The organism is Micromonospora sp. NPDC049048 (assembly GCF_043197615.1).
Lineage (GTDB): Bacteria > Actinomycetota > Actinomycetes > Mycobacteriales > Micromonosporaceae > Micromonospora.
In genome coordinates, this window is sequence record NZ_JBICTM010000003.1 from 808,329 (window position 1) to 834,842 (window position 26,514).

At 71.8% G+C, this 26,514-nt stretch carries 13 protein-coding genes; 7 read left to right on the forward strand and 6 right to left on the reverse strand.

Annotated features, from left to right (window positions below; translation table 11 throughout):
* Both ACGFIG_RS14255 and ACGFIG_RS14260 read right to left on the reverse strand, forming a co-directional pair.
* Window positions 1–1,731, reverse strand: a complete 1,731-nt coding sequence (locus tag ACGFIG_RS14255) for an ABC transporter ATP-binding protein (RefSeq protein WP_393002679.1) — start codon at window positions 1,729–1,731, stop codon at window positions 1–3.
* A complete protein-coding gene (locus tag ACGFIG_RS14260; RefSeq protein WP_393002945.1) occupies window positions 1,728–3,482 on the reverse strand; it encodes an ABC transporter ATP-binding protein in 1,755 nt (584 codons plus the stop codon). Before ACGFIG_RS14260 ends, ACGFIG_RS14255 begins: the two co-directional genes overlap by 4 nt.
* 245 nt (window positions 3,483–3,727) lie before the next feature.
* Between ACGFIG_RS14260 and ACGFIG_RS14265 the strand changes: the two genes are divergently transcribed.
* On the forward strand, window positions 3,728–5,401 hold the full coding sequence (locus ACGFIG_RS14265) for a bifunctional 3'-5' exonuclease/DNA polymerase (RefSeq protein ID WP_393002681.1): 1,674 nt from the start codon (window positions 3,728–3,730) through the stop codon (window positions 5,399–5,401).
* 266 nt (window positions 5,402–5,667) lie between these two features.
* Window positions 5,668–6,261 carry an NTP transferase domain-containing protein gene (locus ACGFIG_RS14270; RefSeq protein WP_393002683.1) on the forward strand — a complete coding sequence of 198 codons (594 nt, stop codon included), beginning with the start codon at window positions 5,668–5,670 and terminating at the stop codon, window positions 6,259–6,261.
* Window positions 6,262–6,297: 36 nt separating this feature from the next.
* Here ACGFIG_RS14270 and ACGFIG_RS14275 read toward each other — a convergent pair whose 3' ends face one another.
* The 3 genes from ACGFIG_RS14275 to ACGFIG_RS14285 form a co-directional block, all read right to left on the reverse strand.
* Window positions 6,298–7,107, reverse strand: coding sequence for a metal-dependent hydrolase (locus ACGFIG_RS14275; protein ID WP_393002685.1), 810 nt, complete (start codon window positions 7,105–7,107; stop codon window positions 6,298–6,300).
* 207 nt (window positions 7,108–7,314) lie between these two features.
* Entirely contained in the window at window positions 7,315–8,643 is a 1,329-nt protein-coding gene (locus tag ACGFIG_RS14280; RefSeq protein WP_393002687.1) for a glycosyltransferase family 4 protein, read from the reverse strand.
* A gap of 139 nt (window positions 8,644–8,782) precedes the next feature.
* Window positions 8,783–10,726 carry an amylo-alpha-1,6-glucosidase gene (locus ACGFIG_RS14285; RefSeq protein ID WP_393002689.1) on the reverse strand — a complete coding sequence of 648 codons (1,944 nt, stop codon included), beginning with the start codon at window positions 10,724–10,726 and terminating at the stop codon, window positions 8,783–8,785.
* A gap of 42 nt (window positions 10,727–10,768) precedes the next feature.
* Between ACGFIG_RS14285 and ACGFIG_RS14290 the strand changes: the two genes are divergently transcribed.
* The 3 genes from ACGFIG_RS14290 to ACGFIG_RS14300 all read left to right on the forward strand — a co-directional run bounded on the left by ACGFIG_RS14290 (window position 10,769) and on the right by ACGFIG_RS14300 (window position 15,027).
* Complete coding sequence (locus ACGFIG_RS14290) at window positions 10,769–13,477, forward strand: glucosidase (protein WP_393002691.1); 2,709 nt, start codon at window positions 10,769–10,771, stop codon at window positions 13,475–13,477.
* Window positions 13,478–13,592: 115 nt separating this feature from the next.
* Window positions 13,593–14,171: a TetR/AcrR family transcriptional regulator gene (locus ACGFIG_RS14295; protein ID WP_393002693.1), complete on the forward strand. Its 579-nt coding sequence runs from the start codon at window positions 13,593–13,595 to the stop codon at window positions 14,169–14,171.
* A gap of 148 nt (window positions 14,172–14,319) precedes the next feature.
* A complete protein-coding gene (locus ACGFIG_RS14300; RefSeq protein ID WP_393002695.1) occupies window positions 14,320–15,027 on the forward strand; it encodes an HAD family hydrolase in 708 nt (235 codons plus the stop codon).
* A gap of 114 nt (window positions 15,028–15,141) precedes the next feature.
* Here ACGFIG_RS14300 and ACGFIG_RS14305 read toward each other — a convergent pair whose 3' ends face one another.
* A complete protein-coding gene (locus ACGFIG_RS14305) occupies window positions 15,142–15,957 on the reverse strand; it encodes an alpha/beta fold hydrolase (RefSeq protein WP_393002697.1) in 816 nt (271 codons plus the stop codon).
* Window positions 15,958–16,052: 95 nt separating this feature from the next.
* Between ACGFIG_RS14305 and ACGFIG_RS14310 the strand changes: the two genes are divergently transcribed.
* Both ACGFIG_RS14310 and ACGFIG_RS14315 read left to right on the forward strand, forming a co-directional pair.
* Window positions 16,053–17,390, forward strand: coding sequence for a PLP-dependent aminotransferase family protein (locus ACGFIG_RS14310; protein WP_393002699.1), 1,338 nt, complete (start codon window positions 16,053–16,055; stop codon window positions 17,388–17,390).
* 511 nt (window positions 17,391–17,901) lie between these two features.
* Window positions 17,902–26,514, forward strand: coding sequence for a DNRLRE domain-containing protein (locus tag ACGFIG_RS14315; RefSeq protein ID WP_393002701.1), 8,613 nt, complete (start codon window positions 17,902–17,904; stop codon window positions 26,512–26,514).

Sequence of the window (26,514 nt, forward strand, 5' to 3'; positions counted from 1 at the left end):
TCACGGGTGCCAGGAACGCCAGAGGGCGGCATAGGGGCCGCCGGCCCGGACCAGGTCGTCGTGGCTGCCCAGCTCGGTGATCCGGCCCCCCTCCAGCACGGCCACCCGGTCGGCGTCGTGCGCGGTGTTGAGCCGGTGTGCGATCGCGATCACCGTCCGCCCGGTGAGCAGGGCGGCCAGGGCCCGCTCGGTGCGCCGGGCGGTGGTCGGGTCGAGGGCGGCCGTCGCCTCGTCGAGGATCAGCGTGTGCGGGTCGGCGAGCACCAGCCGGGCCAGCGCGAGCTGCTGGGCCTCGGCGGCGCCGAGCTGGTGCGCTCCGTCGCCGAGGGGGGTGTCGAGACCATCGGGCAGGCGGGCGTGCCAGTCGGCGCCGACCGTGGCCAGCGCGGCGCGCATCCGGTCGTCGGAGGCGTCCGGGGCCGCGAACGCGAGGTTGTCGCGTAGCGAGCCGATGAAGACGTGGTGCTCCTGGGTGACCAGCGCGATGCGCCGCCGCCGCTCGGCCGGGTCCAGGTCGGTCACCGGGCAGCCGCCGACGCTGACGACCCCCTCCCGGGGCGCGTCGATCCCCGCGAGCAGCCGGGCCAGCGTGGACTTCCCGGCCCCCGACGGTCCGACGAGCGCCAACCGCTCGCCGGGACGTACCTCCAGGTCGATGCCGTGCAGCACGTCGGGCCCGTCGCCGTACGCGAACCGGGCCCCCTGGACCACCAGCCGCTCGTCCACCGGGGCGGCGGCCCGGCCGGGCGGCTCCGGCGGCACCTGGCCGACGCCGAGCACCCGGGCGAACGAGGCGAAGCCGCGCTGCGCCTGCTCCGTCCACTGCAGGATCCGGTCCAGCGGCTCGATCGCCTGTTGCAGGTAGAGCGCGGCGGCGACCACCGCGCCGAGGGACACCTCGCCCTGCGCCAGCAGCAGCCCGCCGACCAGCAGCAGCGCGGCGACGGGCAGCGGGTAGCTGGCCTCCACCACGGTGAAGAACACGGTGCGCAGCGCCAGGGTCGCCCGCCGGGCGGCCCAGACCCGCGCGATGCGCGCCGTGCCGTGCCCGATCCGCTCGTCGGCGAGGCGGAAGGCCTCGACGGTACGGGCGCCCTCAGCGGTGCTCGTGAGCGTCTCGGTCAGCTCGGCGGCGGCCGCCCCCTCGGCCAGGTACGCCGGGCTGGCGCGCCGCAGGTACCACCGGGTCATCCCGACGATCGTCGGCAGCCCGGCCAGCGCGGCCAGCCCGAGCAGGGGGTGCAGCAGAAAGACCGCCCCGAACAGCAGCGTCAGCTGCACCGAGGCGATGACGATGGTCGGCACCACGTCCCGGACGGTGGTGCCGACCGTCGACACGTCGACCGAGCTGCGGGTCGCCAGGTCCCCGGAGCCGGCCCGCTCGACGACGCCGACGGGCAGGTTCAGGGTCCGCCGCACGAACTCCTCGCGCAGCCGGGCCACGGTCCGCTCGCCGAAGCGGTGGCCGGCGTACTGCGCGTAGCGCGACAGCAGCGTCTGCGCCAGCACGGCCCCGCCGATCGCCAGGGCGAGCCGGTCCACGGTGGCGACGCCGGCCCCGGCGGACACCCGGTCGACGATGGTGCCGAGCAGCCACGGCGGGGCGAGCCCGGCGACCGTGGCGCTCGCGTTCAACGCCAGCACGACTCCGACGGCGCGCCGGTCCCCGGCGATCAGCCCGCGCGTGGCCCGGCGTACGGCGGACCGGTCGGCGACCGGCAGCCCGCTCACCGCAGCGCCTGCTCGGCGTCGGCGTCGCCGCGGGCCACGAGCCGCCGGTAGCCCTGGTCCCGTTCGAGCAGGTCGGCGTGCCCGCCGGTGGCGGTGACCCGCCCCGCGACCAGGTACGCGACCTCGTCGGCCCGGCCGAGCAGCAGCGGCGAGGTGGTGAGCACGACGGTGGTCCGCCCGGCCCGCGCGCGGCGCAGCCGCTCGGCGATCCGCGCCTCGGTGTGCGCGTCCACCGCCGAGGTCGGCTCGACGAGGATCAGCACCTCCGGGTCGGCGAGCAACGCCCGGGCCAGCCGGACGCGTTGCCGTTGGCCGCCGGAGAGGGTACGGGCGCGGGTGTCCAGCGCGGTGTCGAGCCCGCGTGGCAGGGCGTCGACGACGTCCTCCGCCGACGCGGCGTGCAGGGCGGCGGTGATCCGCTCGCGGTCGGCGTCGGTGCGGGCCCCGACGAGCACGTCGCGCAGTGTCCCGGCGAACAGGTGGGCGTCGTGGTCGGCGACCAGGATGCGGGCCCGCACCTGGTCGAGCCCGACGCCGGTCAACGGCACGCCGCCCCAGGTGACGTCGCTGACGGCGTACCGGCCGAGCCGGTCGGCCAGCGCGACCGCCTCGGCCGGGTCGGCGGCGGCCACCGCGGTGAGCCGGCCCGCCCGGACCGTCAGCCCGCTCGCCGGGTCGTGCAGGTCGGCGGGGCCGACCGGGGCGGCGACCGGGGTGGTGGGGCCCGCCGGCCGCCGGCTGCCCGGAACAGTCGCCACGCGGGCCGGCGCGGCGGATGTCCCACGGACGCCGTCCGGCGCGGCGGGTGTCCGACCGACGTCGTCCGGCGTGGCTGGTGTCCCGCCGACGTCGTCCGGCGTCACGGCGAGCAGGGCGACGATCCGGCTCGCCGCGACCCGGCCCCGGATCAGTTGGTGGCCGCCCTCCAACAGGAACCAGACCGGCACGACGAGTGTCGCGACGTAGCCGTAGACGGCGACCAGTTCCCCGACGCTGATGTCGCCGGTGACGGCCATCCGGGCCGACAGCCACACCACCGCCGCGAGGAACAGCCCGGGGACGGCCACCGTCGCCGCGTCGATCCAGCTGTTGACCGCGCCCACCCGGTAGCCCTCGGCGAGCAGGTCGCGCGAGCGGGCCGCGTACCGGCGGGCGAACAGGTCCCGACCGCCCACCCCGGCGAGCACCCGCAGCCCGGCCACGATGTCGCCCGACCGGGCGGTCAGCTCACCCTGCTGCTGCCGGTAGACCGACTCCGCCCGCTCCAGCCGGCGCAGCATGGGGGCGACGACCAGGCCGACTGAGGGCACGCCCACCAGCACGCAGAGCGCGAGCAGGGGCGAGATCGACCAGAGCACGGCGGCGACCACGAAGTAGGCGACCACCGCGCCGACCCCGGGCCCGGTCAGCGTCATCACCTGCGCCACCCGGTCGATGTCGGTGCCGCCGACCGTGGCCACCTCGCCCGCCGCCGCCCGGTTCGGCAGCGCGGCGCCGACCCGGGACAGCTTGCGGAGCACCACGGCCGCCGAGCGGGCCTTGGCGTCCTCGCGGATGAAGGTCATCGTGCGGTGGCGCATGATGCCCAGGAAGGACAGCCCCAGGCCGGCGACGACGATCGCCGCCACCCACAGGGCCAGGGCGCGCGTGTCGCCGGTGCGCAGTCCGTCGTCCACCGCGCGGGAGATCAGGTAGGGCCGGACCGACAGGGCGGTCATCCAGGCGGTGCCGAGCAGGCTGCCGCGCAGCACCCGCCACGGTTGGCAGCGGACCAGCCACCACAGGTACGGCAGGGGCCCCCGGATGTCGGGAGTGCCGGGCTCGGGGTGGGGGATCCGTGGTGGCACCGGCTCACGCTACCGAGCCGGGCACCGCCGCACCGCCCCTCGCCTTGCCGACCGTCGGCAGGTTCGGCCCACGGTCGCGGCGGACCGGTCCGGCCGAGGTGCGGCGGCTGGTGGGTGGAGTGTCGCAGGGACGAGGCAGAATCACGTCCGTGCTGGTGGCGGTGGTCTCGGACGAGCGGGGCGGGGGAGCGCTGCAACCCCTCGACGTCGCCGGGCGTCCGGCCGGTCCGGTGTGCCCGGTCGCCGACCTCGCCGCCGCCGTCGCGCAGCGCGAGGCGGCGGAGCGGCCCCGCTGGGTGTGGGCCTCCGGCGCGACGATCTACCCGGCGCTGCTGCGTGCCGGGGTGCGCGTCGAGCGCTGCCACGACGTCGAGCTGACCGAGGCCCTGCTGCTCGGTCACGCCGGCCGCTGGGGCGAGCCGCGTTCGTTCGCGGCGGCCTGGGCCCGGCTGACCGGCGCGCCGGTGCCGGCCGACCCGCCGCCGCGCCCGGCCGCGCCGCCCGGCCACGGCCAGGGTGCGCTCTTCGACGCCCTGCCCGGTCCGCCGGGCCCCGGCATCGAGGCCCTGACCCGGGTGTACGCCGACCAGCTCACCCGGATCGCCGCGACCGAGCATCCCGGCCGGTTCCGGCTGCTGGTCGCCGCCGAGTCGGCCGGCGCGCTGATCGCGGTCGAGATGGGGGTCGCCGGGCTACCCTGGCGCGCCGACGTGCACGACGAGATCCTCGCCGAGCTGCTCGGCGAGCCGTCGCCGGTGGGTGGCCCGCCCCGGCGGCTGGCCGAGCTGGCCGCGCGGATCGCCGACGCGTTCGGCGTACGCCAGTTGCACGCCGACTCCCCGGCGGAGCTGCTGCGGGCGTTCGCCCGCGCCGGCGTGGAGGTGCCCAACACCCGGGCGTGGGTGCTGCGCGGGGTGGACCACCCGGCGGTGCCGCTGGTGCTGGAATACAAGGAGCTCTACCGGATCTGGACGGCGCACGGCTGGGCCTGGCGCGACGCCTGGGTGCGCGACGGTCGGTTCCAGCCGGAATACGTCCCGGGTGGGGTCGTCTCCGGCCGCTGGGCGACCCGGGGCGGCGGCGCGTTGCAGATCCCCAAGGTCATCCGGCGGGCGGTGGTGGCCGATCCGGGCTGGCGGTTCGTGGTGGCCGACGCCGGCCAACTGGAGCCGAGGGTGCTCGCCGCGGTCTCCGGCGACGCCCGGCTCGCCGCCGCCGGCGGTGCCGGTGACCTATACGCCGCCCTCGCCCAGGACGCCTTCGGCGGCGACCGGCCCCGGGCGAAGGTGGCGCTGCTCGGCGCGATGTACGGGCAGACCGGCGGTGCTGCGGTGCCGGCGTTGGCGGTGCTGCGGCGCAACTATCCGACGGCCTTCGCCTACGTGGAGGCGGCCGCCCGCACGGGGGAGACCGGCGGGCTGGTGCGTTCCTGGCTCGGGCGCACCTGCCCGCCCGGCACGGCCGGGTTCGGCGATCCCGACGCCGACATCCCCGACGGCGGCGACGATCCGCGGTCGCCGCGGGCGCGGGCGGCCCGGTCACGGGGGCGGTTCACCCGCAACTTCGTCATCCAGGCCACCGCCGCCGAGTGGGCCTCGACCCTGCTGGCGACGCTGCGCGGCCAGCTCGCCGGCACTGGCGGTGAGCTGGTCTTCTTCCAGCACGACGAGGTGATCGTGCACTGCCCGGTGGAGCGGGCCGACGCGGTCGCCGAGGCCGTCACCCGGTGCGGCGAGCAGGCCGCCACGCTGCTCTTCGGCGACACCCCGGTCCGCTTCCCGCTGGACCTGTCCGTCGTCGACTGCTACGCCGACGCGGCCTGACGCTCTCGCATGCGCGACCTGACGCTCCCGCACGCGCAGCCTGACGCTCCCGCACGCGCAGCCTGACGCTCTCGCGGGTACGGCCCGGAACGGGCGTCCGGTGACGTTCCGCCCTCGGTAACAGTTGCACTATTTTCCCTTTTCGCCCCGCTACCCGGTCTGCCTTGTCCTCGTTGCTCCCGATGTCCGTACGACGGAGCGGGCCGTGCCCCCGGGCCACGGCCCGCTCCACGGTGGAGGGGGCCCAGCTGAACCGGATCGCAGGAATGATCATCGCCGCGGGCGGGGGACGTCGTATCGGCGGCCCGGAGGCGCTGCTGCACCAGGGGGAGAAGCCCCTGGTGGGCCGGATGATCGACACGATGACCGAGGCGGGCTGCGAGCGGATCGTGGTCGTGCTCGGCGCCGCCGCCGACCAGGTTCGCCAGACGGCCGACCTGAGCCGGGCCACGGTGGTGATCAATAGGGCGTGGGGGACCGGTGTCGGCTCGTCCATCCGGGCCGGCCTGGCCGCGCTCGACGACGAGGGCATCGAGGCGGTAGTGGTGGTGCCGGTCGACATGCCCGGCCTGACCGCCGCCGCCGTACGCCGGGTGGTCGCGCTGCCGTACCCCGACGTGCTGGTCTGCGCGACCTACGACGGGCTGCGCGGCTACCCGATGCTGTTCGGACGCCGGCACTGGTCCGGCATCGCCACCCTGGCCAGCGCGGACGTCGGCGCCCGGCCGTACCTGCTGGCGCACAAGGACCAGATCGTCGACATCTCCTGCGACTCGGTGGCCGACGGCAGCCGGGTCGACACCCCGGAGTTGATGGCGCTCTACGGGCTGACCGTCCCGCCGCAACGCATCGGCGCCTAGCCGCCCGGCCACCGGCCCGGGGCGCGAGGAAGGCCGTCAGATGTCGATGTTGAAGCGTTGCAGCACCGACGGGGCGACCAGCCCGGCCGCCGCGAGCACCGAGATCACGGTCAGTACGGCCCGCACGACCACCACCTCGGTCTTGCCGCCGGCCCGCAGGGCGATCTTGTTCGGCAGGCCGATCGGCGTCCACATCCGACGCTTGATCGGGATGGGCCAGAGGATGGGCACCCCGGCCCGGGTGATCATGTCGCCGAGGATGTGCACGAAGCAGCCCACCCCGACGGCGGTGCCGATCAGCGGGTAGCCCCGGCCGCCGGGCAGGTTGGCGAAGGTGTACCAGGCGGCGGCGGCCGACGCGAGGGTCACGATGACCCAGCCGGCACGCTCCGCCCACTTGTCGAACAGGCCGCGCAATGCCAGCCCGAACATGAAGAACAGGATGCCGATGACGGCCCACTTGCCGTACGCGGCGCAGAGCGTGGTGGTGCCCCAGCCGACCAACAGGGTGAACGGGATGGTGTGGGTCAGGGTGCGGTGGCCGTTGTTGCGGCGCGGGTCCTTGCTGAGCTTCGTCGCGTAGTAGACCCCGAGCGAGATCTTCTCCATCACCTCGGCGATGAAGAGCGAGAACACGCCGAAGGTGCGGGCGACAGTCGCCCCGCCCTGGTTGCGGGTCACCTTGCCGGACAGGTCGAGATCGGGGAAGAGCGCCCCACCGGCGCAGACCGCCGTGCCGACGGCGAGTTCCAGCGGCGACTGGTGGTAGTCGGCGAACTGTTGCAGCGCCCAGGATCCGGTCAGCCATACCGCCGCGCCGGACAGCGCGTGGGACGGTCCCATCATGTCGGCTCGCCCTCCCCAGGGATCTTGAGCGCCAAAACTACGCCACTGTAGTTCGCCGGTGTGGCGCAGGGGCATCGCCCGGACGGTCCACCGGGGACGGTGGCGGGGGAGGGGTGGGTGGCTCCGCCACACCGGCAGGAAGTATGCCCTGCGAGGCGGCCTACGGGGTGGCTCTGTCGGACACCGGACGGCCCGGCGGTCGGCTGTTCAGCGGGCGCCGCCGACCGCGAGCAGGTTCCCCTCCGGGATGGTGATCTTCCGCTGGGCCCCGCCGAGCCGGGCGGTGGCGTGCCGGGCCCGCGTCGTGCCGTGCTCCCGGCGGGCCGTCGCGTACGTGCCCGCCGTGCGGGTGGCGATGGTCGCCCAGCCGTACCGCCGGCCGACCATGGTGCGCGCCCGGCGGGCCACCCGCCTGGCGAAGACCTCGTCGCCGAGGAGCCGGTCGACGGCCGCGCCGAGGGCGTCCGGGTCGCTGTGTGGGAAGGTCACCCCGGTCACGCCCGGCTCGACGATCTCGGCGAGGCCGCCGGTGCGGGCCACGGCCAGCGGCGCACCGGCCGCCGCGGCCTCCAGGGCCACCATCCCGAACGGCTCGTAGAGGCTGGGCACCACGGTCGCGTCGGTGGCGCCGAGCAGCGCGGGCAGCCGGGTCGAGTCCAGGAACCCCGTGAAGCGTACGGTCTGCCCGAGCGCGAGGCGGCGGGTCTCGTCCTCCAACTCGGCGCGGTACGGGCCCTCGCCCGCGATCACCACCCGCAGCCCGGGGTGCCGCTCGCGCAGGTACGGCACGGCGTGCACCAGGTGTTGCACGCCCTTCTCGTAGACCAGCCTGCCGGCGTACCCGACGAGCGGGCCGTCGCCGGCGAAGCGGGCCCGGGCGGCGGTGACCGCCCCCGGCCCGGCGCGCCAGGCCCGGTCGTCGACCCCGTTGGGCACCACGTCGACCTGCCCGGTCGGCACGTCGAAGAGCGTCGTGACCTGGTCCCGCATGTAGCCGGAGCAGGCGATGACCCGGGTGGAGGCGTTGCTCAGCCAGTGCTCGACGCCGTGGATCGTGCGGTTCATCTCCTCCGGCAGCCAGCCCTGGTGCCGGCCGGCCTCGGTGGCGTGGATGGTGGTCACCAGGGGCAGGTCGAGGTGCTCGGCGAGGGTCGTCGCGGTGTGCGCGACGAGCCAGTCGTGGGCGTGGATGACGTCGTAGGCGCCGGCCTCGGTGGCGCGCAGGGCGGCGCGGGTGAGGGTGTGGTTGAAGGCCATGGTCCAGGCGAGCAGGGAGGAGGTGGCCAGGGGGAAGGTGACCGGGTCCTCGGCGGCCCGCAGGATGCGGACGCCGTCGGCGTACTCCTCGAGGGGTGCGCCGTCGGTGTGCCGGGTGACGACGGTGACCTCGTGCCCGGCGGCGGCCAGGGCGACGGAGAGGGCGTGCACGTGCCGGCCGAGGCCACCGACCAGCACCGGCGGGTACTCCCAGGAGAGCATCAGCACCCGCTGTCGCCGGGCGGGATGGATGTCGATCACGTCGGCGTCAGGTGACATGCGGCCCCCTCTGAGTTGTCCCCGAGCCCGTCCGGTGGGCGCCGAACCGGCGCCCACCGGGGTCGCGCCCGGATCGGGACCCATCCTGCTGGTGGCCGGCTAACCGGCGGAGACGCCGCCGTTGCGGTCGTGTAAAGCGCTACCGACCGTTCCTGCGGGCGCGCAGCAGTTCGGCGACCGACCACGCCTGGAACGGGCAGCCCGTCGCGGCGTGCGGCGCGAGGCCGTCGGCCGTCTCGCTCACCGATCCGAGGCCGTACTCGGTCAGGTGGGCCTCGACGCCGACGAAGAGGTCGTCGACCGGCATCCTGGCCCGTCGGGCGGCGTCGGCGTACGGGCCGAGCAGCCACGGCCAGACGGTGCCCTGGTGGTAGGCGCCGTCCCGCTCGGCCGGACCGCCCCGGTGCCGCCCGACGAACTCGGGCGAGTCGGGGGCCAGGCTGCGCGGGCCCAGCGGGGTGAGCAGCCCGGCGGCGACCCGGCGCACGGTGGCCTCGTCGGGCTCCAGTGGCGCGTACGGCAGCGACCAGGCCAGCAGCTGGTTGGGGCGCAGCAGGTCGTCGTCGTGCTGGGTGGCCCCGCCCAGCGGGTACGCCGGCGCGGGCGCGTCCACCACGTCGTGCAGCCAGCCCGTCGGTGCCGGGAACCGGTCGGCGAACGCGGCGGCCGCCCGCCCGTGCAGCCGCCACAGCTCGCCCGCGTCCCGCCCCGCCAGCTCGGTCAACTCGGCCAGGCCGGCCAGCCCGTTGACCCAGAGCGCGTTGACCTCCACCGGCTTGCCGGTACGCGGGGTGACCGGCACCCCGTAGACGCGGGCGTCCATCCAGGTCAGCGCCGTGCCGGGGGTGCCGCCCTGGGTGAGCAGTCCGTCGGCGGGGTCGACGGCGATGTTGAAGCGGGTGCCGGCCAGGTGCGCGTCGACCACGCCCTGCAGCGCGGGCAGCAGCTCGTCACCGAGGTCGGTGTCGCCGGTGACGGTGACGTGCCGGCTCACCGCGTGCAGGAACCACAGGGTCGCGTCGACGGTGTTGTACTCGACCCGCCCGGTGTCGGCGGTGTTGGCGAGCATCCCCTGCGACAGCGTCGCCGCGTACGACCGCAGCAGCTGGCGGCCCTCGTCGGCCCGGTTGGTGCAGAGGAACAGCCCCTCGTAGGAGATCATCGTGTCCCGCGACCAGGCGCCGAACCACGGGTAGCCGGCCACCACGTCCGGCCCGGTGGCCGTCCCGACCACGAACGCGTCGGCGGCCAGCGTGAGCGTCGCCTCGACCTCGTCGGCCGGCTTCGCCGCGGCCACCACCCGACGGTTGCGGGCGCGCGCCGCCGCGACCACCTCGGTGGCCGGGGACGGCTCCTCGGCCAGCTCGCCGGCCCACGCGAGCACCGACACCGTGTCGCCCGGGCGCTCCAGCGCGCCCGAGAACCGGCCCGCGTACCAGAGGTCCTCGTCGGGGTTCAGGCCGCGCGCCGCCTCCTCCCGGTGGTGCGCACCGTGCCACCACTGGCCCTCCGGGGCCCAGTCCGGCCCGGCGAGCCGGAACGCGCCCTCGACCACCGCCCCGCCCGGCACCGGCTCCACCCGCGGGGCCGGGCCGTCGGCACGGCGCTCGCCGTGCGCGTCGCGCCACGTGCAGACCGCGGCCAGGTCGAGGCGCACCGGTCCGCCGGAGACCAGCCGGTGCACCACGGCCACGCACGACCGGCCGTGCGTCATCGCCAGCTCGCGCTCGATCACCACGTCGCCGACCCGCCAGCGCCACCGGGGCAGGCCGTCGCTCAGGTCGAACCGCTCCAGCAGCTCGAAGCCGCGCGGGTCGACGTCGCCGGAGGACCATTCGTGCGCGCCCAGGCGCACCCGGGCGCCGGAGGGAAGGAGCACGGCCGGATCGAGGCCGACGAGTCCCACCCGGCGGGACGCCGGCGTTTCGCCGGCCACCACGAGCAGGCCGTGGTAGCGGCGGGTGCGCAGCCCGCTCACCGTGCCGGTGGCGTAGCCGCCGAGACCGTCGGTGACCAGCCACTCCCGGGCGGCCCCGCCGGTCAGGTCGCCGCAGACCTGCGGACCGAAACGAATGTCGATCAACTTTCCTCCACCGGCGGCGGGGTGTAACACGCCACGACGAGAATGGCTCCTGTGGTGAAGTCTCCAGGCGACGTCGAAGATGTCCGAGTGATCACCGACGTGCCGCTCTCCGACGACCACGCGCCCGACCCCGAACGGCTCCGGCTGGCTCAGGCCGACGCCGGGGAGCAGGAGTGGCGCGCATGGGGTCCCTATCTGTCCGAGCGGGCGTGGGGGACGGTGCGGGAGGACTACAGCGAGCACGGTACGGCCTGGGACTACTTCCCGCACGACCACGCGCGGTCCCGAGCCTACCGGTGGAGCGAGGACGGCATGGCCGGCGTCTGCGACGACCGGCAGACGTTCTGCTTCGCGCTCGCCCTCTGGAACGGCAGGGACCCGATCCTCAAGGAGCGGATGTTCGGCCTCGGCGGCGACGGCGGCAACCACGGCGAGGACGCCAAGGAGTACTGGTGGTACGAGGACTCCACCCCCACCCACTCCTGGATGCGCTGGCGGTACCACTACCCGCAGGCGGCCTTCCCGTACGACGAGCTGGTCGCGGTCAACGCGCTGCGCGGCCGGGACGACACCGAGTACGAGCTGGTCGACACCGGCATCTTCGACGACGACCGGTACTGGGCGGTGACCGTCGACTACGCGAAGGCGACCCCGACGGACCTGTGCGTCGTGATCACCGTGGCCAACCGGGGTGACCGGGAGGCCACCCTGCACGTGCTGCCCACCCTCTGGTTCCGCAACACGTGGGCCTGGGGGCTGCCCGGCGGTGACCGGGTGCCCCGGCTGGTCGGCGAGGGATCGCGGCTGGTCGGCGAGCACCGGGTGCTCGGCCAGCTGCTGCTGGAGGGCGACGGCGAGCCGACGCCGCTGCTCTGCGACAACGACACCAACGCCGAGCGGCTCTGGGGGCTGCCCGGCCGCTCCCGCTACCCGAAGGACGGCATCAACGACCACGTGGTCGACGGGGCCGAGACCGTCAACCCCGCCCGGGAGGGCACCAAGGGCGCCCTGCACTACGTGCTGGAGGTGCCGGCCGGGGCACAGCGGCGGATCCGGCTGCGGCTGACCCGTACCGCCCCGCCGCCCGGCGGCGCCCCGCCACCGCGGGCGGACCTCGGTGACGGCTTCGACGCGGTGGTGTGGGCCCGCCGGGCGGAGGCGAACCGGTTCTTCGCCGGGGTGATCCCGGCCGCCGCGACCCCGGACGAGGCCCTGGTCGCCCGGCAGGCGATCGCCGGGCTGATGTGGGGCAAGCAGTTCTACCACTTCGACGTCAAGCGCTGGCTGGAGGGCGATCCCGGCTCCGCGCCCCCGCCCTCCGGCCGCCGGCACGGGCGCAACAGCGCCTGGCGGCACATGACGAGCTTCGACGTGATCTCCATGCCGGACCCGTGGGAGTACCCCTGGTACGCGGCCTGGGACCTGGCCTTCCACTGCGTCAGCATCGCCCGGGTCGACCCCGGGTTCGCCAAGGAGCAGCTGCTGCTCCTGTTGCGGGAGTGGTACCTGCACCCCAACGGCCAGATCCCGGCGTACGAGTGGGCGTTCGGCGACGTGAACCCGCCGGTGCACGCGTGGGCGGCGCTGAAGGTCTTCGAGATCGACGGCGGGCGGGACCACGACTTCCTGGCCCGGGTGATGCACAAGCTGCTGCTCAACTTCACCTGGTGGGTCAACCGCAAGGACACCGTCGGCAACAACGTCTTCGAGGGCGGCTTCCTCGGGCTGGACAACGTCGGCCCGTTCGACCGCTCGGCGGCGCTGCCGGTGGCCGGGGTGCTGGAGCAGTCCGACGGCACCGCCTGGATGGCCATGTACGCGCTGAACCTGCTCGACATCGCCGTGGTGCTGGCCGAGCACGACCGCACCTGGGTCGACACCGCCACGAAGTTCTTCGAGCACTTCGCCTACATCGCCGCCGCCGCGTACGAGCAGGGGCTGTGGGACGCCGAGGACGCGTTCTTCTACGACGTGCTGCGGCTCGCCGACGGCACGAAGGTGCCCCTGCGGGTGCGTTCGGTCGTCGGCCTGCTGCCGTTGGCCGCGACGACCCGGCTCACCGCCCGTACGCTGCACCGGCTGCCCGAGCTGCACGCCCGGCTGCGCTGGTTCCTCACCAACCGCCCCGAGTACGCCGACGTCATCGGCGCCCGGCGGCTGGGGCCCGACGGCCGCCAGCACCGGCTGCTGTCCATGGTCGGCCCGGAGCAGATCGTCCGGCTGCTCGCCCGGATGCTCGACACCGACGAGTTCCTCTCCGAGTACGGCCTGCGTACGCTGTCCCGGGCCCACCTGGACAAGCCGTTCTCGGTGACCCTCGGCGGGCAGGAGTTCAGCGTCGGCTACGAACCGGCCGAGTCGACCAGTGGCCTGTTCGGGGGCAACTCGAACTGGCGCGGCCCGATCTGGATGCCGACCAACTTCCTGCTGATCAGCGCGCTGCGCGACTACGCCGCCTTCTTCGGCGACGACCTGCAGGTGGAGTATCCGACGCGCTCCGGCGTGAAGCGGACCCTCGACGAGGTCGCCGACGACCTCTCCGCCCGGCTGATCTCGCTGTTCACCCGCGACGGCTGGGGGCGGCGGCCGATCTACGGTGCCGCCCAGCTCTTCCAGACCCACCCGGACTGGCGGGACCTGATCTGTTTCCCCGAGTACTTCCACGGCGACAACGGCGCGGGGCTGGGCGCCTGGCACCAGACCGGATGGACGGCGCTGGTCGCCGACCTGATCCTCACCCGGCGGCGCTGACCTCGCTGTCTCTGCCGAGGTGCGTCCCGGCTCCGGTCCGCCGTTCCCGGCCGACGACAGTCGTCAATCCGTCGCGGAGTCGTCACGGGCGGTGACGCTCGCTAGCATCGGCGGCGTGTCGCCAGCAGACGGATCAGACGCCGCACCGGCCGAGCGCGAGCGTGTCGCGCTGGCCGCCCGGGGGTTGGCCGAGGCGGAGGGGTGGGCGGCGGTGACCCACCGCCGGCTGGCCGAGCGGATCGGGGTCGACATCGAGGACGTCTACCGCTGGTTTCCGGATCCCGCCGCGCTGATGTCCGCCGTGGCGGTGCTCGGCTTCGCCGACCTGGCCGCCGCGCTCGCCGCCGCCCGGGAGACCGCCATCGGGGGCGGGCACGGCGAGTGGCCGGCCGTGGTGACGGCCTACCTGGACTTCGCGTACGCCAGTCCCGAGGTCTACGACGCGATGCTCGCCCACACCTCGGATCTCACCCTGGGCCGCGACCCGGGTCCCGGGGCGCCCCGGGCGGCCTTCGCCGAACTGCGCGCGGCCCTGGCGCCGCTGGCCGCCGGCCGTGACCCCGACACGCTCGCCGAGGTCGGTTGGGCGCTGCTGCACGGCACCGTCATGCTGACCCGGGGCGGGCGGCTGCGCCCCGACAAGCAGGAGCAGCGCGAGGACATGATCGTGTCCGGGGTGTTCGCCAGCCCGTGACCCCGCGCCCTGTCGTGGGCCGCTCGCAACCCGCTTGCCGCGCGGAATCGTGCACGGTTACGGTTCGCGCCGCACGGAAACTGTCCACGATCCAGATGGGTGCGCCCCCGCCAGGTCGGGCCGGAGTCGCATCGCGGGGAGGGGAGCCATGGGCAACGGGCCGCGCCGGCGCGACGGGCAGGTGCTCGTCTTCGACGCCGACGACACGCTCTGGGAGAACAACGTCCTGTTCGAGCGGGTGATCGACGACTTCCTGGAGTGGCTGGACCATCCGACCCTCGACCGGGCCGGGACGCGGGCCATCCTGGACGACATCGAGCGGGCCAACGCGGTCGCGCACGGCTACGGCAGCAAGGTGTTCCTGCGCAGCCTCCGGGAGTGCCTGGAGCGGCTGCGGCAGCGGCCCGCCACCGGGGCGGAGCGCCGCCGGATCGACGAGCTGGCGGCGGCCCTTGTCGCCCACCAGGTGGAGCTGATGCCAGGGGTGGCCGAGGCGCTGGACGACCTGGCCGGCCGCCACGAACTGCTGCTGCTGACCAAGGGCGAGCGCGAGGAACAGCAGCGCAAGCTCGACGCCTGCGGCCTGCTGCACCACTTCCGCGCCGCGCACATCGTGCGGGAGAAGGACGTCGACACGTACCGGTGGCTGACCCGGGAGCACGGCATCGATCCCGCCGTCACCTGGATGATCGGCAACTCCCCGAAGTCCGACATTCGGCCTGCCCGCGCCGCCGGGCTCAACGCCGTGTTCATCCCCAACGACAACACCTGGGTGCTGGAGCACGACGAGCTGGACCCGGCCGACCCGGGGGTGCTGCGGTTGTCGGCCTTCCCCGACCTGCTGCACCACTTCTGAGGCAGCCGCTGCGGAGATGGGCCGCGCCGAAGGCATTGGTGGCGCCCCCGGCAGCGAAGCGCCGCGCGAAGGCGGCGCCGGAACCACTGCTGGCGCCGGTCACGAAGACGGTCGTCACCGCTGCGCCCCTACCGCCTCGACCTGCTCAAGCAGGTGCCCGAGCGCGGCGTTGAAGACCGCCTCCCGCTCCAGGTTGGGCAGGTGGCCGGCGCCGTCGACCACGACCAGCCTCGCGCCCGGTACGCACCCGGTGATGAGTTCGGCGTCGCCGACCGGAGTGAACTCGTCGTCGCTGCCCACCACGACCAGGGTGGGCACCTCGACCCGGCGCAGCGTCCCGACGTAGTCGGGGCGCTCGGCACGTCCGCGCAGGGCGGCGGCGGCACCGACCGGCGAGGTCGCCCGCATCATGTCGCCGACCTGCCGGGCGATCTCGGGTAGGGCCGCGATGTTCCGCGGGGCGAGCATCTTCGGCAGGACCTCCTCGGCGTAGCCGGCCATACCCTCCCGGAGCAGCCGGTCGGCGAGGGCGTTGCGCTGCGCGCGCCCGAGGTCCGTCTCGGCCGGCGCGGAGGTGTCGGCCAGCAGGACCCCGCAGATGCGCTCGGGGAACTGGCGCAGGCACTCCATCACGATCTGCCCGCCCATCGAGAGTCCGCCGAGGACGAACCGGCGTACGCCCAGCCGGTCGGCCAGGCCGGCGACGTCGCGGGCGAACACGTCGAGTGTGGTGCGGCCCGGCACCACCGTGCTCTCGCCGTATCCGCGCAGGTCGGCGGCGACGACCCGCCAGCCGGCAGCCACCGCGAAGTCGACCTGTGGACGCCACATGGAGCGGTTGAAGGGGTGCCCGTGCACCAGGACGAGGGTGTCCCCGTCGCCGCGGTCGTCGTACGCGATGTCGATGCCGTCGACCTCTGCCATGACCATCGTCTTTCCTTCCGGTTGATCTCGACAAGGACGCTAGGCGGTGCAATAGTCGAGTGCAATAAAAACAATGGCCTCGGAGCAATTTGGAGCGGAACGTGGACGACTACCGGCGGATCGCCGACCGGATCGCCGCCGACATCGCCGCCGGCCGGCTCGCCGCCGGACACCGCCTGCCCCCGCAGCGCACCTTCGCCCGCCGGCACGGCATCGCCAGCTCCACGGCCGCCCGGGTCTACGCGGAACTGACCCGGCGCGGGCTGGTGACCGGGGAGGTCGGCCGGGGCACCTTCGTCCGGGCCGCCACCCCGCCGCCGGAGCCCGCCCTCGCCGAGCCCGGTGACGTCCGCGTCGACCTGGAGCTGAGCTTCTCGGTGCTGCCGCAACAGCCCGCCCTGCTGGCCGGTGCGCTGGCCGCCCTGCTGCGGTCCGACGCGCTGGCGACGGCGCTGCCCCCGGTCGGCGTGGCCGGCACGCCTGCGGCGCGGGAAGCCGTCGCCGGGCTCCTCGGCCGCGCCGGTTGGACCCCGGGCCCGCGGCAGATCCTGTTCGCCGGCAACGGCCGGCAGGCGATCGCCGCCGCCATCGCCACCCTCGTCCCGGTGGGCGGGCGGCTCGGCGTCGAGGCGCTCACCTACCCCGTCGTCAAGGCCATCGCCGGCCGGCTCGGCGTCACCCTCGTCCCGCTGCCGGTCGACCAGGACGGCCTGCTGCCCGAGGCCGTCGCCGAGGCGCACCGTGCCGCGCCGCTACGGGCCGTCTACCTCCAGCCGACCCTGCACAACCCGCTCGGCACGACCATGCCGGCGCACCGTCGCGCCGCCCTCGCCGACGTGCTCGACCAGCTCGGCGTGTACGCCGTCGAGGACGACGTCTGGTCGTTCCTCACCGACGCCCCGACACCGCTGGCCGCGCTGGCGCCGTCCCGCACCATCCTCGTCGACAGCCTCTCGAAGCGGCTCGCCCCCGGCCTCACCGTCGGCTTCGCCGCCGCGCCGGCGCAGCTCACCGACCGGCTCGCGACCGCGATCCGGTCCGGCACCTGGGCAGCTCCCCGCTTCGCGCTGGAAGCGGCAACCCGATGGCTCGGCGACGGGACGGTCGACACCATCACCGCCGGCAAGCGCCACGACGCCCGTGCCCGGCAGGAGTTGGCGCGGGAAAGGTTGGCCGGCCAGCTCCTGCGCTCCGATCCGGACGCCTACCACTGCTGGTGGGAGCTGCCCGAACCGTGGCGCGCCGAGATGTTCGTCGCGGCGGCGGCCCGCCGGGGCATCGCGGTCACCCCCGCCGCCGCGTTCACCGTCGGGACCAGCCACGCTCCCAACGCCGTACGGCTCGGGCTGGCCGCACCGCCGCTGTCGACCCTGTCCTGGGCGCTCGACACACTCGCGGCGTTGGCCCGTTCCAGCCCCGAGGACGCCGGGGCCGAATGACCCGTGGGCGCACTGCCGGCCTCGACGGGGAACAGCGCTGGCCGGTAGGGCCGTGTTACGTCGACATGCCGCGTTTTCGCCTTGATGTCAATCACTCGCGTCGACCCCGGCTCGTCCTTGTCCGGGCCCCGACGGCCCGCCTAGCCTGATTCGGCGCTCGCGGCCCTTCGGGGTGGGCCGGGAGCGTGCCGAAGTCCGGTGGCCGGGCACACGGAGCTGAGTGCAGCGGCAGGCTCGCCGCGTAGAGCCCGGCGTGGGCGGCGTGCCACGCCCACGCGCTCGCGCGGTGCGTTCACGACGCCGGACGGCTGGGGACAGGACCGGGGAGTTGCGGCCCCGGTCCTGACACCCGCGCCGCCGGGGCGTCGCCAGCCCGCTCTCAGCGGCCGCCAACCCCGCTCTCAGCTGCCTGCAACCAGCCGATCCGTGCGGTAGCCGGACGATAGCTGTCGATATGCAAGGCCCTCCTAGCTTCTACCCGTCGTACTGGCTCCTGGTCGGAGGGTGACGGGTGAAGAGGAAACTACGGGGGCCGCTGATCGCGGGCCTGGTGGTGGCGTTGGCCGCCACCGTGGGCGGGACACAGGTCCTGTCCGAGCGGGAGCCGGACAACGCCGCGACCGCGGAGCAGGACGACGGCCTGCTGTCCCGGCTCGGCGACGCCGCGAAGGCTCTGGTGGACGGCGGGTCGCGTCCGGGGAGGCCGGAGGTGGTCAGCGCCGGCCTGGCCGTGCAGGAGAAGACGCCGCCGGCGAAGGTGTGGCCGGCGCAGAAGCGGGTCCGGGAGCTCACCGGCAAGCGCACCGAGAACAGCCGGGTCTACCAGCTGTCCGACGGGCGTACCCAGGCGGAGATCTCCGTTGTCCCGCTGCACTACCGGGACGCCAAGGGGCGCTACCAGACGATCGACACCACGGTGCGCCCGGCGAACGACAAGGGATACGTCCAGGGCAACAAGACGAACAGCTTCACCAGCCTCTTCGGCGACAGCTCGGACGACCTGGTGCGGTTCGAGCGGGACGGCCGGAGCATCGAACTGGGGTTGTCCGGGGCCGCCCGGGACGTCACCCCGAAGGTCGCCGGCTCGACGGTCACCTATCCCGGCCTGGCGGACGGGGCGGACGTCGTCTACGACGTCACCTCGACGGCCCTGAAGGAGAAGATCGTCCTGCACCGGGCCCCGAGCGGTCCGGCCTCGTACACGTTCACCCTGGACGCCACCGGCCTCACCGCGCAGCAGCGCGCCGACGGGTCGATCGCTTTCGTCGCCCCGGGCGGTGGCGCGCCGGTCTTCGTGATGCCGCCCCCGTTCATGTACGACGACCGCAACGACAAGGCGTCGCCGCACGGCAAGGTGTGGAGTGACAAGGTCACCCAGACCGTCGCCGGCTCGGGTGCGGACACGACGGTGACGGTGACCGCGGACGCCGCCTGGCTGGCCGACCCGAAGCGGGTCTACCCGGTGGTGATCGACCCCACCATCCGGATCCAGCCGGTGCCGACCGACTCCCAGGACGTGCAGGTCTACTCGGGCAACCCGGATCACGAATACCAGAAGGACGCCACGACGTGGCCGTTGCGGGTCGGCACGGACACCGGGATCTGGCGGTCGCTGGTGCGGTTCCCGTTGGCGGCGGTGCCGTCCGGGACGGCGATCGACGACGCCCGGCTCGAGCTGTACTACGACCAGACCCACACCTCGCACGAGCATGACGTGCTGATGGAGGCGCGTCGGATGACGCAGCCGTGGACGGCGGAGTCGGCGACGTGGAACAACACGCACCAGAACATCGCCCCGCAGCCGGCCGGGAACCTCGTGCAGGTCGACGACGGCGACGCGGGCACCTCGGTCACCGGTTCGTGGGCCTGGTCCGGCAACCCGGACATGACCAAGCACGCGGTCAAGGCCGACTACCGGTTCAACAACGACGCCACCGCGGGGGACACCCACACCTGGACGCCGACGATCACCGAGACCGGGGACTACAAGGTCGAGGTGCACTACGTGGGCGCGTCCGACCGGGCCAACCCCACCCCGTACACGGTGCACCACGCGAACGGTTCGACGGCGGCGTCGGTCAACCAGACCACCCCGGACAGCAAGGGCGCCTGGGCGACCCTCGGCACGTACCGCTTCAACGCCGGCACCTCCGGCCGGGTGGTCCTGCAGGACGTGGCGGGCAAGGCGGTGATCGCCGACGCGGTGCGCTTCACCCGGTGGGGCGTGGCGAACAAGGCCAAGAACGTCTCCAGCGTGTGGAACTCGTTCGCCGTCCGGGACGTGGTGCAGCAGTGGCTCAACGGCACGCCGAACCACGGGTTCGTGATCAAGGCGGTGGACGAGGACACCAAGGGCCGCGGCGGGCCGATCTACGAGGCGTCGGAGTACGCGTACCAGAACGACCGGCGTGACCAGAACCTGCCCCGGCTGATCGTCACGTACGGCCGGCCGGGTGTGGCGGTGCACCCGCCGACCACGGTCACCGCCACCGGCGCGGTGCTGACCTGGCCGCAGTACCAGGACCCGTCGTCGAGCACCGGTGACGACGCGGTGGAGTACCAGGTGCACCGCAGCATCTACCAGGACTTCCGGCCGTCGTCGGCGACGCTGATCGCCCCGGTCGGCACGAGCACGCTCACCTATCAGGACACCACGGCGGTGCCGACGGCGGCGGACAACACCGACCCGATGGCCCGCAAGTTCTACTACTACATGGTCGCGGTGAAGACCCGCGACGGGCAGGTCCTGGCCGGGCCGAGCCAGGCCGTCATGCTGCCCAAGGCCGGGCAGATCACCCGGATCTACCGGAACGCGGCGGCGGCCGGAGACCCGACCGGCGTCAACGGGGTGGTCGACACGAACCTGTCGCTGACCCGGCGCACCGAGAACGTCGACAGCTACGTCGGGGACCCGTACCTGGGGGTGGGGAACAACTCGACGTACTTCGGCACCACGCGGGGCCTGGTGAAGTTCCCGACCCTGGCCGGCATCCCGGCGACGGCGCGGGTCGTCGACGCGCAGCTGCGGATGTGGAACACCTCGCTGTTCCCCGGCGACAACCAGACCGAGTACGTCGACGTCCACAAACTGACCCAGGGGTTCGACGAGACGACCGCCACCTGGGACAAGGCGAACGCCACCACCGCCTGGACCACCCCCGGCGGCGACTACGACACCACCTGGAAGGCCGGGTTCAACGGGTTCACCAACGACCCGGAGTGGGCCACCTGGACGGTCACCGACCCGGTGAAGAGCTGGGTCGCCACGCCGGGCAGCAACAAGGGCTTCCTGCTGCGGATGCGTAACGAGGCCACCCAGACCGCGCGGGCCATGATGCTGTCGTCGGAGGCACCCGAGCCGCTGCTGCGCCCGACGCTGGAGGTCACCTACCTCGAGCAGAGCGCCGAGTCGACCTACCACGCGCCGAGCACCCCGCACCAGCTCGCACCGGCCTCGACGTACACCGTCCCGGTCACCGTGTCGAACCCGACCGGCGCGGCGTTCGCCGCCACCGAGTGGGAGCTGACCTACCAGTGGAAGCGGGCCGACGGCCTGCCGGTCTCCGACGCCGCCATCCACGTGCCGACGCCGCTGCCGGCCGCCGTGCCGATCGCCGGCACGGTCGACGTCAACGCCCAGGTCAAGACCCCACCGCCGGCGTCGGACGGCAACAAGCGCACCGACTACGTGCTCGACTGGGAGCTACGCAACAAGGTCACCGGCAAGAAACTCTCCGAGACCACCCCCGCGATCAAGGCGTTGCCGCAGAACATCGCCGTGGAGGAGCCGACCTCCGACCAGCTCGGTCTGGAGAAGTTCTACTCGTACGCGGGGAAGAACACCGGTGCCGGCGGCACGCTGATGAACAACCTGTACGCCGGCAACACCGTCTGGTCGTACAACGCGTTCAACAACCCGTCGCGGGGACTGTCGACCTTCGTCCGGCTGGCGTACAACTCGCTGGACACCAGTGACACCGTCGCCGGCTACGGCTGGTCGTTGCAGGCGTCGTCGTTGATGCGCCTGGGGACGCCGCTGGACTTCCACCCCAACCCGAACCCGACGAAGGTCACCCTGACCGACGGCGACGGCACCAGCCACCGGTTCACCTGGGACGCGGCGGCGAACGAGTGGAAGAGCCCCAAGGGTGTGCACCTGCACCTGCAGAAGCACAGCAGCGTGCAGTGCAAGCCCAACACGCAGGAGCCGAAGGCGTGGGTGCTCACCAAGCCCGACCGGACGCAGTTCTTCTACGACTGCGAGGGCTTCCTGTCGAGCGTGGTGGACAGCAACGGCAACGAGCTGCGCTTCACCTACGAGGAGCGCAAGTCCAACAACAAGCCGACGAAGTTCCTGCGGTACGTTACGGACGCGACCGGCCGGCAGACGCTGACCGTCGACTACTACGCCAAGGGCCAGGCGTTCGACTACATCGACGACACCACCTGGACCCGACAGTCCGGCACCAACCTGACCAACCCGAAGATCATCGACCACGTCTCGCAGATCACCGACATCTCGGGACGCAAGCTCACCTTCACCTACACCGACAAGGGTCTGCTGGGTGAGCTGATCGACGGCGCCGGCTCCAGCCAGCCGAAGACGTTCAAGTTCGCCTACGACATGACGCAGGGCAACAAGAACGTCAAGCTGGTCAAGACCACCGACCCGCGCGGCAACGCCACCGAGGTGACCTACAACTACCCTCAGGCCGGCGACGACCCGAAGTGGCACTGGACCACCAAGTCGTACAAGGACCGTCTCACCCACCTGACGCAGTTCGCCTACGTCGACCCGGACGGGCCGCAGGGCAACACCATCCACACCACGGTCACGGACGCGGAGAACCACGCCACCGCCTACCAGATGGACGGCTACGGCCGGCCGACCCAGACGACCAACGCGAAGAACCAGACCACGAAGTTCGGCTGGGACGACAACCACAACGTGATCCGCCTGGAGGAGGCCAACCAGGCCGTCTCCACCTGGACGTACGACGCCAAGACCGGCTACCCGACCGAGATCAAGGACGCCGAGGCGGTCAGGAACGGCACGTCAGGCACCGTGCTGACCTACCAGCGCCAGCTCAACGGCTACGTCGCGGAGGTCACCGCGAAGACCAGCCCCGAGGGGCGCAAGCACACCTTTGGCTACGAGGCCGACGGTGACCTCGCCTGGGTGGTCGACCCGATGGGCAACACCACGACGGACCCGGAGGACTACAAGACCTCCTACACGTACGACGCGTGGGGCCAGATGCTGACGGCGACCGATGCCAACGGCAACACCACGGTCAACAACAGTTTCGACCCGAACGGCTACCCGCAGACGATCACCGACGCGAAGCAGAAGTCGACGACGTTCGTCTACGACGTGCGCGGCAACGTCCTGAAGGTCACCGACGCCAACGGCAAGGAAACCACGCAGACGTACGACACGTTCGGGCGTCCGCTGGAGAACCGCGTCCCGAAGGACCAGGCCGCCGGGGACTTCGTCGTCACCCCGGCGCCGAAGTACGACCAGAACGACAACGTCTACGAGTCGTACGCCCCGAACGGTGCCGTCAGCAAGGCGGTCTACGACCAGGCCGACCAGGTGACCTACACGCTGGCCCCGGTCGACGTCGCAGGCGATCCGGAACGGAAGACGTCGTTCACCTACGACAAGGTCGGCAACCTGCTGACCACCACCGAGCCGAAGGGCAACCTCACGACGTTGGCCGGTGACTTCGTCACCACCAACGTGTACGACGAGATCTACCAGCTCACCGGCGTCGTCAACGCCAAGGGCGACCGGATCACCTACGAGTACGACAACGTCGGCAACGTCCGCAAGGTGATCGACCCGATCAAGAACGCGTCGGCCGCGACCGACGACTACACCACCCTGTACGAGTACGACTGGTCCCACCGGCTGACCAAGACCACGGACGCGCTGGGCAAGTTCACCACCAGCACGTACGACCGGGACGGTCTGGTCAAGGCCACCACCGACCAGCTCGGCAACACCACCGAGGTCACCTTCGACCCGCGGGGACTGCCCAGCCAGGTCAAGGTGCCGCACAAGAACGACGCCGGAGTCATCACCTACCGCACGACGAAGTACGAGTACGACGAGGTCGGCAACCAGACCAGGACGATCAGTCCGCGGGGTGTGGCCACCACGGACGACCCGGACGACTTCGCCACGGTCACCGTCTACGACGAGCTGAACCGGGCGAAGGAGACCCGCACGGCGTACGACAAGGACGACGCCCGCTACAAGACGGCGGACGTCACCACCTACGAGTACGACTCCGTGGGCCAGCTGGCGAAGGTCAGCATGCCGCCGTCGGCGGGTGAGTCGGTCCGCAACGACACGACATACACCTACTTCGACAACGGCCTGACGAAGACCAGCAGCGACCCGTGGGACATCGTCACGTCCTACGACTACGACAAGCTGGGTGCCCAGACCGCGCGGACGGTCACTTCGGCGGGCGGATCGTCGAACCGGACCATGACCTGGTCCTACTTCCCGGACGGCAAGCTGAAGTCCCGCACGGACGACGGCGTGCCGGTCGGCAGGCAGGTCGTCCTGGTCGACAACTCCGACTTCAACAACACCGCGGCCACCGGCACCTGGACCGCGGCCACCTCGGCGACGAACAAGTACGGGCACAACTACGTCACCCGCCCGGCGGGAACCGGCACGAACACCTTCACCTGGCAACTCAACGTGCCCCAGGCCGGCACGTACGAGGCGTTCGCCCGCTACCCGAGCGTGTCCGGCGCCGCCACCGACGCGAAGTTCACGGTCAACCACGGCGGCGGCAACACGGTGAAGACGGTCAACCAGACCGCCAACGCCGGCACCTGGGTGAGCCTCGGCTCGTACAGCTTCACCGAGGGCAACAGCCACAAGGTGTCGCTGTCCGACCAGGCCGGCGGCACGGTCGTCGCCGACGCGGTGAAGCTGGTCCGGAACAACACCGGCGAGACCGACAACGAGAAAGCCGACTACGCCTACCGCTACGACCCGAACGGCAACCTCAAGACCATCACCGACTCGTCACCCAGTGCCCGCGTCGACACCTACTCGGTCGCCTACACCGACCTGAACCAGGTGCAGACGGTCACCGAAAGCAAGTCGGGAACGGTCAAGAACAACACCACCTACACCTACAACGAGAACAGCGCACCGAAGACGACCACACACGACAGCCAGTACGCCAGCTACGCCTACGACCCTCGTGACCTGGTCTCGACGGTGGTCAACGGCAAGTCCGCCACGGACCCGGACAAGAAGACCACCACGCTCACGTACACCGACCGTGGTGAGTTGTTGAGGATGACCAAGGGCAACGGCAACACCGTTGACCACATCTACTACCTGGACGGGGCGCTCAAGACCCAGGCCGAGAAGAAGTCCAACGGGACGTTGGTGTCGGAGCACACCTACACCTACGACCTGAACGGCAACCGGGCCCGGGACGTCGCGAGGAAGATGAACGCCGACAACCACTCGGCGTACCTCGACACCACCAGCGACTACACCTACGACCCGCGCGACCGCCTGTCCCAACTGGTCAAGACCGGTCACGGCGCCGACACCGAAACCTACGTGCACGACGCCAACAACAACGTCATCGACCAGACCATCAAGAACACCACGACCACCTTCAACTACGACCGCAACCGGCTGCTCACCGCGACCACCGGCGGTGTGAAGGCGTCGTACAACTACGACCCCTTCGGCCGGCTCGACACGGTCACAGCGGCCGGAACGGTCATCGAGCGGAACGTCTACGACGGCTTCGACCACGTCATCGAGAACCGCAAGACGACCGGCACGGCCACCTCGATCACGAGATACACCTACGACCCCCTGGACCGGACGACGACGAAGACGTCCGACGCCGGCAGTGCCGCGGGAAAGACCACGACCTTCAACTACCTTGGTCTCTCCGGCGAGGTCCTCAACGAGGAGGTGGCTGGCCAGGTCACCAAGTCGTACCAGTATTCACCGTGGGGTCAGCGATTGTCGCAGATCACCCACAAGGACGACGGCAGCGAAGAGGACGCCTACTACGGCTACAACCCGCACACCGACGTCGAGCAGATCACCGACGAGGCCGGCAACACGAAGGCCACCTACGGCTACACCGCCTACGGCAAGAACGACGACGCGCAGTTCACCGGCATCGACAAGCCCGACGCCACGGATCCGACGAAGGAGCCGTACAACGCCTACCGGTATAATGCCAAGCGCTGGGACCAGGGCTCCGGCACCTACGACATGGGCTTCCGCGACTACAGTCCTGGCCTCAATCGATTTCTATCCCGTGACAGTTACAACGGCGCGCTCTCTGACCTGCGGCTCAGCCTCGACCCCTGGACCAGCAGCCGCTACGCCTTCGGCGGCGGAAATCCGATCAGTGTTATCGAAGACGACGGCCACAAGCCGTGCGGCGACGACAGTTGCCAACTGTACGAACGTCCCGATGGGCAGACGGTTGATGCGAGACCGCTCAGCGCGCTCAAGACGGAGGTTGAGGAGATAGCGAAGACGCACAACACCAAGGAAGCGGGCCTCTGCCTTACTGACGACGGCCCTTCCTTGACGTGCGCTCGTCAAGGCGATGGCCCTAAAGGCAACAAGCTGGGGCCAAACGAGATCGCAGTGTGTAATTACCTCGGACTGGACTGTATGGCTGTGCAGAAAGCCTCGGAGTGGACCTGGGCGGAAGTCGCCAAAATGAGGAAGAAGTATGGCTGGGATCCAAAGGAGGCGAATGCGTACCAGCATGGACTCTGGATGGGAGCCATGCGCGTTCTGGGAGTTTCCGAACATGATGCGATGATGTTCGGAGTTGCTCACGAACTTGATCACTCTTCGGATAAGGATCCGCCTCTTTATGGCCCGGAGTCGAACAAGGACATGCATAACAATTTCGTCAGCCTGCGACTGGGGGAACAGGCAAGAACTGGCGAGACTATAGCTCGGAAGCCCGGTGGGTACACGGGTGGACGAGCTGGAGTTCCGAATTGGAGGTACGATCCTCTGGCTGAGTTGGGAAAACTGGCTCTTCAGGCAATGGACCCTAGCGCATGCGGCAACAACTGCCTGAGAGTTGATTGGTAA

Coding starts and splice junctions, on each gene's coding strand:
- ACGFIG_RS14275 (WP_393002685.1), bottom strand. CDS start 7,107: ATGATGGGACCGTCCCACGCGCTGTCCGGCGCGGCGGTATGGCTGACC.
- ACGFIG_RS14280 (WP_393002687.1), bottom strand. CDS start 8,643: ATGTCACCTGACGCCGACGTGATCGACATCCATCCCGCCCGGCGACAG.
- ACGFIG_RS14270 (WP_393002683.1), top strand. CDS start 5,668: ATGATCATCGCCGCGGGCGGGGGACGTCGTATCGGCGGCCCGGAGGCG.
- ACGFIG_RS14290 (WP_393002691.1), top strand. CDS start 10,769: ATGGCTCCTGTGGTGAAGTCTCCAGGCGACGTCGAAGATGTCCGAGTG.
- ACGFIG_RS14305 (WP_393002697.1), bottom strand. CDS start 15,957: ATGGTCATGGCAGAGGTCGACGGCATCGACATCGCGTACGACGACCGC.
- ACGFIG_RS14300 (WP_393002695.1), top strand. CDS start 14,320: ATGGGCAACGGGCCGCGCCGGCGCGACGGGCAGGTGCTCGTCTTCGAC.